Annotated in this window: 2 protein-coding genes and 1 pseudogene; 1 reads left to right on the plus strand and 2 read right to left on the minus strand. The window is 67.2% G+C overall.

The genetic code is table 11. The features are described 5' to 3' along the window. Together HUV01_RS14530 and HUV01_RS14535 are read right to left on the minus strand one after the other, a co-directional pair. Positions 1–291, minus strand: a pseudogene (locus tag HUV01_RS14530) (hypothetical protein); the annotation flags it as partial. Next, on the minus strand, positions 278–2,353 hold the full coding sequence (locus HUV01_RS14535; protein ID WP_254606702.1) for a TonB-dependent receptor: 2,076 nt from the start codon (positions 2,351–2,353) through the stop codon (positions 278–280). The pseudogene HUV01_RS14530 and the gene HUV01_RS14535, both read right to left, overlap by 14 nt. Positions 2,354–2,645: 292 nt before the next feature. On the opposite strand from HUV01_RS14535, the gene HUV01_RS14540 reads away from it, so the two are divergent. Further along, on the plus strand, positions 2,646–2,887 hold a 242-nt coding region (locus HUV01_RS14540; RefSeq protein ID WP_302480074.1), incomplete at its 3' end, for a CobW family GTP-binding protein.

A 2,887-nucleotide genomic window follows, 5' to 3' on the forward strand; every position in this document is an offset into this window, starting at 1 on the left:
GGAAACGTAATCGGGGCGAATCGTCAGGTTGCGGGGGCGGTACGTCGCGGCGTACGTCGCCGGGTCGATGGTCGCGGGCGCGATCCGCACCGCGCCCATCGCGACCGGGTCGCCCATCGCCAGCCCCTGCGCGCGGGGCAGCGACGGGAACGGCACGAACAGCAGCACCGCCCCGCTCGCGAACCACAGGGCGAACAGCAGGCAGGTCGCGACGCCCAGCCAGCGATGGAACCAGACCAGGGCGGCGACGAGCGGACCGTCGCCCGGTCCCGCCGGACTAGAAATGCGCAACCAGGCTCGCCTCCACCCGGCGCGGCTCGCCAAGCTGCACCTGCGCGGGGTAATAGATGTCGGCCCATTGCACGAAGGCCTTGTCCCACAGGTTGTTGACGCGGACGGTGGCATCGAGACCGGCGCGCAGCGTGTAGGTGGCGTAGAGGACGCCCGTCGCGTAATCCTTCAGCTTCAGCGTGTTGGCGGTGTTGCCGTCGCGGTTGCCGACGTACTTGACGCCGCCGCCCAGTTCCAGCGGCAGGCCGGCGACGTGGCGAAAGGTCGTCCAGGCGTTCGCGGTCCAGTCGGGCACGTTGGCGGGGCGATTGCCCGAGGCGTTCACGCCGTAGTTGGGATCGACGAAGTCCTCGTACTTGGCGTCGGTATAGGTCCAGTTGCCGGTCAGCGCCCATGTCGGCGTCACGCGGAACTCGCTGGAGAACTCGAACCCGCGCGACTTCTGCTCGCCGACGTTGGTCAGCGTCTCCACCGCGGTCAGCGTCAGTATGTCGTGGCGCCGGATGTCATAGGCGGCGGCGGTCAGCGAACCGCGCCCGTTCATCACGTCCGCCTTCACCCCGACCTCGACCTGTTGGGCGCGCGACATCGCGAAGTTCTCGTTCGCGTTGACCAGGAAGATGTTCGAGTTCACCGGGTCCTTGCCCGTGGCGTAGGACGCATAGGCGGTGACGCGGGGCGTCACGTCATAGGTGACGCCGGCGCGCCAGTTGAACAGCCTGTAGGTGCGGCGGAAGCTCGTCGCCGCGTTGAAGCCGCCATCGGCATTGTAGTTCTCGCGCGTCAGGTACAGCCGCTCGGCGCGCAGCCCCGTCACCAGGTTGAGCCCCGGCGCGAGCGTCAGGACATCCTCGCCGAACAGCGCCGCCTGATCCCAGCGGGTCGGACTGACGCGCGGCTGGATCGGGCCGAACAGGCCCGGGCTCGGGCTGAACGGATCGACGCTGTCGCCGTCGGGAAAGCCGCGGGAGCGGATGAAGTTCAGGTGGCTGTAGTCGATGCCGCCGACCAGCTTGTTGGCGAGGCCGAACACCGGGCGACCGATCGTCAGCGAGGCCTGATCGCCTTCCAGATCCTGCTTGTGGAACACGAAGAACCGGTCGCGGTCGATCAGCTTCGTCGTCCCGTCGAAGATGTAGTTCTCCGCATTGATCCAGCGCCGGTCGGCATGGAAATAATAGGCGGTGTTGCTGATCGTCACCCCGCTCGTCGGCGACCAGTCGAGCACCAGGCGCGGCCAGTATTGCGTCGAATGGGTGCGGTGGTCGGCGACATTGTAGCTGACGTATCTGGTGCGACGGTCGACGACCCGGCCGTCCGGCGTGGACAGGATGCCCCGGATCGGATCGGTGCCGAACGAGGCGGGGACCAGCGGCGTGCCGTAATAGGGCGACAGGTCGTCGTTCAGGTAATCGAGGCTCAGCTCGATCGAGAAGCGATCGTTCGGGCGATAGGCGATCGCGCCGGTGACGTTCAGCGAGTCCGACGGCGTGTCGCGGACATAGCCGCCGGTCCGGTGATAGCTCGCGTCGATCCGGGCGGCCCAGTCGTCGCCCATGCGCCTGTTGACGCCGACGCCCGTGCTCAGCGTGTCGAAGCTCCCGTAGGAGACGAGCGCGGCGACGCCGTCGCGGGTGAAATCGGGATGCTTGTTGACGATGTTCACCGCGCCGCCGACCGCGCCCTGGCCATAGAGCACCGAGGCCGGCCCCTGAAGGACGTCGATCGTGGCGATGTTCCACGTGTTGCCCGGCCGGTTGATCATGTTCGCCGGGCCAAGGTACAGCCCGTTGTGCAGGATCGTCACCTGCTCGCCGGTGAACCCGCGCATGGAGAACAGCGACGGGTCCCCCGGCGAGCCGCCCGAGATGATGCCGGGAAGGCTGTCGGTCGCCTCCTCGACGGTGCGGAAGCCGCGGGTCAGCATCTCGCCCGACGAGATGCTGTCGATCGTGGCGGGGGTCTCGCGCACCGACAGGGCGAGCCGGCTGGCGGTGAGCGCGGGATCGTCGAGGCTGCGCAGCCGCCAGCCGGTGACGGTGATGTCCTTTGCGTCACCCAACGGGGCCTGGCCGGCGGCCGCGCTCGCCCGTGTCGCTAGCTCTGTCGCCTGTCCTGTCGTCGCCCCCGTCGCTTGCGTTGCCGCCGTCTGCGCCCCGGCCGTGCCCGAAACCAGCAGGAGCCCGAGGGGGAACGGCGCGAGCCGGGATGGAGACATCAACGGTCCTTTGAACTGATCGACAGACGACGGGGTCGAACTGCCCTCCGTCGAAAGTCGGCGGGAAGTACGAAACGGTTGCTTTCACCCCGCGAACGGTTACCAAGCGGGATACATTGTATCACGGAAATGTTTCATGGCCGACGCTTCGTCAATCCCCGTCACCGTCCTCACCGGCTATCTCGGCGCCGGCAAGACCACGCTGCTCAACCGCATCCTCAGCGAGAACCACGGGCGCAGGTACGCCGTGATCGTCAACGAGTTCGGCGAGATCGGCATCGACAACGACCTGATCGTCGATGCCGACGAGGAGGTGTTCGAGATGAACAACGGCTGCATCTGCTGCACCGTGCGCGGCGACCTGATCCGCATCATCGA

The sequence above is a fragment of the Sphingomonas bacterium genome (assembly GCF_903643035.1).
Lineage (GTDB): Bacteria > Pseudomonadota > Alphaproteobacteria > Sphingomonadales > Sphingomonadaceae > Sphingomonas.